This window comes from Campylobacter novaezeelandiae (assembly GCF_004323845.1).
Taxonomy (GTDB): Bacteria; Campylobacterota; Campylobacteria; order Campylobacterales; family Campylobacteraceae; genus Campylobacter_D; species Campylobacter_D novaezeelandiae.
In genome coordinates this window covers 46,846-53,046 of the sequence record NZ_QPGR01000012.1, presented here as the reverse complement: position 1 = coordinate 53,046, position 6,201 = coordinate 46,846, and the positions used below count along the sequence as shown (strand labels likewise).

Here is a 6,201-nt window from a genome sequence, read left to right as displayed (position 1 = left end):
CCCTATCCTTCTTTACTTGATCCAAATAAATTAAAGGATATAAATGAAGAATTAAATTATCATAGTATTGATGCTAATCTTGCATGGGAGTTAAACTTACCTTTACCTGATAATTATGAGTTTGTATTTTGGGGAGGACATGGAGTTGGAAATTCTGGTTTTCATAATTTTATGAGAAAAAATGGACTTATTGCTATTCCTTGTACTGAAAACTATGACGGTAAAATTAACTATTTTTCCTTCTTTAATAAAATTTTAGAAAACAAAAACCAAAAAATATATATTGTATTGATTAACTACATGCAAACCAATAGAAAGAAATTATGTACTTTAATATTCCCTGGAAAAAAAATTTCTATTAATCTTGTTAGAGATCCTATAGGCGTAATAAGAAATGGCATCTCTTTAACCCTTAAAGGAAAAGGTTTTTTAGATTCTATTCCATTTGGCATGAATCCTGAAATTATTTTTAAAAATAGAGTTGTTTATAGTGGAGGTGGCAATTTTCCTAATTTAAATTCTATTGATAATATAATTAATTCCCCATTTAAGCCTTTTCATGATTTTATTTTAAAAAAAGAATTAATTAATATTAAAGAAACTCTAATAATTGATATGAAAGAAATTGCTAAAGATAATGCTTTTGAAACTATGAAAAAATTATCCAAAATTTTAGATTTCAATTCGCCAAAAAAAGAAGATGTAAAATTTTATAAAACAACGTTTAATGATTTTAGATATTTAATTCCTATTCATATCAATATGACAAATCATCTAAAATCTAAAAATAATATCGAAATCATATTTATTACAAGTTGCTACGATTCATTATATAAAAATTGCATAAAAATTAATAATATTTTTTCAATTTCAAATTTTTATTCTCTTTTTATAACTAAAAATTCATATACTTTTTTTAAAAAATATATCAATAAAGAAAATATTATTTTAATTAAAAATTATATCGAAAAGCTAATAACTTGTTTTGAAAGAGTAAAAGAAATCGAAATCAAAAAGAAAATTCAAGAAAAAGAGATTCTTAATCACTTTAAACAAAATAAAGAAATGGCATTAAAATTTAAAAAAATTTTAGACGAAGAACATTTGCCTTACATCAAGGAACAACGTCCAGATATAGTTAAGTCTTGGAAATACTATCAAGAATTTGAGAGAATGTGCGAAGAAACTATATTATAAATATTTTACTTCTTGTTTTATTTTTTCATATTTAAATAAGTTATTAACTATGATTAAAATTTTCAAAAAAGTCTAAAATAATAGAAAGAATTTATAAACTTAATATTTTAAAGACAAATAAAAATGCAATTAAAAAATTAATATGGTGTTAATGACCATGCCAAACTGAAAAAGTATAAAAGCAAATGCTTTTATACTTTTTTAATCTTGATTTCATCATTACTTGCATCAATTAAAATACTATCATTTTCATTCAATTCATCAGATAATATCATATCACTTAACTTATCTTCTATCATATCATAAATAGCTCTTTTTAAAGGTCTTGCTCCAAATTCAACATCAAAACCTTCTTTTGCAATTAAAAGCGCACCTTCTTCACTTAGTTCTGCTTTAATACCTTTATTGGCTAAACTTTTTTGCAAATCTTTAAAAAGAAGTTTTACTATCTCATAAGCCTCATCTTTACCTAAAGGATTAAAAGTAATAATATCATCTAAACGATTTAAAAATTCAGGTTTAAAGAAATTTTTTAATTCATTTTTAATTGCATTTTCTCTTTCCTCACCATTTAAGTTCATAATAGCCAAAGAGGCGATATTTGAAGTTAAAATGATAATAGTATTTTTAAAATCAACCACAACCCCTTTGCTATCAGTTGCTCTTGCATCATCTAAAATTCCTAAAAGTATATTAAAAACATCTTTATGAGCTTTTTCAACTTCATCAAACAAAATTACACTATAAGGTTTTCTGCGCACCGCTTCAGTAAGCTCTCCACCCTCTTCGTGTCCTATATATCCAGGAGGTGCTCCTAAAAGTCTTGAAACACTATGTTTTTCCATAAACTCGCTCATATCAAAGCGAATCATGGCTTTTTCATCATCAAACAAAAACTTTGCTAAAGCTTTTGCTGATTCTGTTTTTCCAACTCCTGTTGGACCTAAAAATAAAAAACTTCCTATAGGTTTATTGTCTGCATTAAGTCCTGCTTTATTACGTTTTATTGCTCTTGCTAAAGCATTTAAAGCTTGATCTTGCCCTATAACACTTTCTTTTAAATGCTTTTCTACTTCTAAGAATTTAAGCTTTTCAGAAGTTAGCATTTTTTGCACACTAATGCCTGTCCATTTACTCAAAATTCCAGCTACTAAATCTTCATCTACTTGATTTTTGAGCAAAACTCCATTTTCACTCATCATTTTCCATTTTTCTTCAAGCGCTAAAAGCTCTTTTTCCAAACTTGGAATTTTTCCATATTCAAGTTCAGCAGCCTTTTGAAAATCTCCTTTATTTTTAGCCAAACTAGCCTCATTTTTAAATATATCAATTTCTTTTTTCTTAGAGCTTATCTCATCAAAAACAGCCTTTTCATTCTCAAATTTCGAATTTAAAGCATTTTGTTTTTCTTTTAAATTAGCAAGCTCTTTTGCAATTTCATCAAGTCTTTTTTGATTTTTTTCATTTTTTTCCATTTTTAAGGCTTCATTTTCAACTTCTAAGGTTTCTATATCCTTTCTTACCTTTCTCAAAGAACTTGGCTCACTTTCTATTTGCATTTTAAGCTCAGCCGCAGCTTCATCAATTAAATCAATAGCCTTATCAGGTAAAAATCTATCTGCAATATAACGCTTAGAAAGTTTTACTGCAGCTACTAAAGCACTATCATTTATATTGACATTATGATGAATTTCAAGCTTTTCTTTAATACCTCTCAGCATAGCTAAAGCTTCATTAACGCTAGGTTCAGGAACATTTATAGGTTGAAAACGACGCTGCAAGGCTGCATCTTTTTCAAAATATTTACGATACTCCTTTAAAGTCGTTGCTCCTATAGTATGAAGTTCTCCTCTTGCAAGAGCTGGTTTTAAAATATTTGCGGCATCCATACTTCCCTCGCTTGCCCCTGCTCCAACAATGGTATGAATTTCATCAATAAAAAGTATAATGTTTTCACTTTTTATTACTTCATTTACTACCGCTTTTAATCTATCTTCAAATTCGCCACGATATTTTGCTCCTGCAATCAATGCACTCATATCAAGAGCAATTAGTTTTTTATTTTGTAAAGAAGTTGGAACATCTTTTTTGACAATTCTTTGTGCTAAAGCTTCTACAATTGCAGTTTTTCCAACTCCAGGTTCACCTAATAAAATAGGATTATTTTTAGTTTTACGAATTAAAATTTGCATCAAACGCTCAATTTCTTCTTCTCTACCTATAACTGGATCGAGCTTAGATTCAATAGCTTTTTGAGTTAGATCTATGCCAAATTTATTTAAAGCATCTAAGGTTTCATCACTGGTTTTACTATCTATCCTACGTCCTGATCTTAAATTTTGTAATTCTTTTTGAAATTCTTTAATATCTATAAATTTCGATAATATTGCTTTAATAGGTTCTTTTTCACTCTCACTTATTAGCCAAGTATCTATAGATAAATAACTATCTCCATTAGCACTCATCAAACCTTTAGCATTCTCTAAAGAATTAATCATTTCATTTGAAAATTTAATATTTTCCTTTGTCACATTAGAACTTGTTGCAAGATTTGAAATTTTACTTTTTATTTCAAGTTCTAAAGCTTCTTTGGAAATATTAAATTTATTAATAATTTGATTAAATAAATTGCCATGATCAACACTCAAAGCCCATAAAAGGTGCAAAGGAACAATTTCGCTATTTTTAGAATATATCGCTAAAGATGCTGCACTTTCAAGATTTGAAAGCATAGAATCAGTTAAATAATCATGTATATTTGCCATAATCTATCCTTAATATTTCATTATTTTTGGATTATTATATAACTTTAGTCATATTATGTCAAGTTTATTTATATATTTTTATTAATTTAATTTATATTAATCATATAAATTAAAGAATAAAATAAATTATAAGTTTTTTAATTATGTTTATTTATTTACAATTTTTTAAGTTAAGTTTATTAAAATTAAAATTATAAATAAATTTGGAGTCTAACTTGAAAACTAAAAGAATTTTTGCCCTCGCAAGCGGTTTTATAGGATCTTTAATATTTTGCTTCTTTATGACCAATATTTTAGAAGCCAAAACAAGTAATACAAATGAACAAATACAACAACGTTTTCAATCTTTAGAAAAATTAACAAAAACTTTGGCAATTATCGAACAATATTATATTGATGATGTAAATATCACTGATTTAGTAGATAAATCAATTTCAGGGCTTTTAAATAATCTTGATGCACATTCTTCTTTTCTAAATGAAAAAGACTTTAATGATATGAAAATTCAAACTAATGGCGAATTTGGAGGACTTGGAATTACAGTAGGCATGAAAGATGGAGCTTTAACTGTTGTTTCTCCACTAGAGGGAACTCCGGCCGATAAAGCAGGTATTAAATCAGGAGATATTATTTTAAAAATAAATAATGAAGCTACTTTAGGAATTTCGCTCAATGATGCTGTTGATAAAATGAGAGGAAAACCAAAAACTCAAATTACTTTAACGATTTTTAGAAAAGGAACAAGTGAGCCTTTTAATGTTACTTTAACAAGAGATATTATAAAAGTTGAAAGTGTTTATACTAAAGTGATAGAAAATGAAAATATTTTATATATAAGGGTGACAAATTTTGATAAAAATGTTGTAGAACAAACTGCTAAAGAACTAAAAAAATATCCAAAAATTAATGGAATTATTTTAGACTTAAGAAATAACCCTGGTGGATTATTAAATCAAGCAGTAGGACTTGTTAACCTTTTTGTTGATCAAGGGGTAATAGTTTCTCAAAAAGGTCGCATAAAAGAAGAAAATCAAGAATATAAAGCAGATGCTAAAAATAAAATTTCTAATGCCTCTTTAGTGGTACTTGTAAACGGAGGAAGTGCAAGTGCAAGCGAAATAGTAAGCGGGGCTTTACAAGATTTAAAAAGAGCTATTATTGTTGGAGAAAATACTTTTGGAAAAGGAAGCGTTCAGCAAATCATTCCAATCAACCAAAATGAAGCTTTAAGATTGACTATAGCAAAATACTACTTGCCAAGCGGCAGAACCATTCAAGCCATAGGAGTTAAGCCAGATATTGAAATCTTTCCAGGAAAAGTAAATACCGATAAAAATAATTTTATCATCAAAGAAAGTGAATTAAAACAACACCTTGAAAATGAGCTTGAAAAACTTGATAAACAAAAAACTCAAAAGAATCAAAAGAAAGATAATAAAAATTTAATTACACTAAAACAAATCAATGAAGATTCTCAATTAAAAGCAGCGATTGACACAATCAAAATTCTAAATCTTAAGGTAAAACAATGAAAAAAGAATTATTTTATGAAGGAAAAGGAAAAAAAATTTTTAAAACACAAGATGATGACTTATTTATTGCAGAATTTAAAGATGACTTGACTGCATTTAATGCAGAAAAAAAAGGAAAAGAAGAGGGAAAAGGTAAGTTAAACTGTAAAATTAGCACTATAATTTTTGAAATATTGAAAAAAAATGGCATTAAAACTCATCTTGTAAAAACTATTAGCGACAATGAGCAGCTTATAGAAAGATGTCAAATTATTCCTATAGAAGTTTTAGTTCGAAATATTGCAGCAGGCTCTTTAAGCAAAAGACTTGGGATAAAAGAAGGAGAAAATCTACCTTTTGCTTTGGTAGAATTTTGCTTAAAAGATGATAAACTTGGAGATCCTTTTATTAATGATGAACATTGTCTGCTTCTAAATTTAGTTAAAGATCAAAATCAAATTCAAACCATAAAAGAACTTGCAAGAAAAATTAATACAATTTTATTAGATTTTTTTGATCAAAGAAATTTAAAATTAGTAGATTTTAAAATAGAATTTGGCCTCTCTAAAAACCAAGAAATTATTTTAGCCGATGAAATCAGCCCTGATAGCTGTAGACTCTGGGATAAAAATACCAATGAAAAACTTGATAAAGATAGATTTAGACAAGATTTAGGAAATGTTAAAATAGCTTATGAGGAAATACTTAAAAGGATTATGGGATAATTG

Annotated in this window: 4 protein-coding genes; 3 read left to right on the top strand and 1 reads right to left on the bottom strand. The window is 27.1% G+C overall.

The annotated features are described in order from the left end of the window. Nucleotides 1-1,197 (top strand): DUF2972 domain-containing protein (locus tag DU473_RS06440; protein WP_131186765.1); only part of this gene is annotated, 1,197 nt, incomplete at its 5' end. Between the two features lie 191 nt (nucleotides 1,198-1,388). Here the strand turns inward: DU473_RS06440 and DU473_RS06435 are convergent. Continuing rightward, nucleotides 1,389-3,962, bottom strand: coding sequence for an ATP-dependent Clp protease ATP-binding subunit (locus tag DU473_RS06435; protein WP_131163497.1), 2,574 nt, complete (start codon nucleotides 3,960-3,962; stop codon nucleotides 1,389-1,391). Between the two features lie 203 nt (nucleotides 3,963-4,165). Between DU473_RS06435 and DU473_RS06430 the strand changes: the two genes are divergently transcribed. Then, nucleotides 4,166-5,494 carry a S41 family peptidase gene (locus DU473_RS06430; RefSeq protein WP_243830444.1) on the top strand — a complete coding sequence of 443 codons (1,329 nt, stop codon included), beginning with the start codon at nucleotides 4,166-4,168 and terminating at the stop codon, nucleotides 5,492-5,494. Next, a complete protein-coding gene (gene purC / locus DU473_RS06425) occupies nucleotides 5,491-6,198 on the top strand; it encodes a phosphoribosylaminoimidazolesuccinocarboxamide synthase (RefSeq protein WP_131166191.1) in 708 nt (235 codons plus the stop codon). The genes DU473_RS06430 and purC overlap by 4 nt, the downstream gene beginning before the upstream one ends. Nucleotides 6,199-6,201 lie beyond the last annotated feature (3 nt).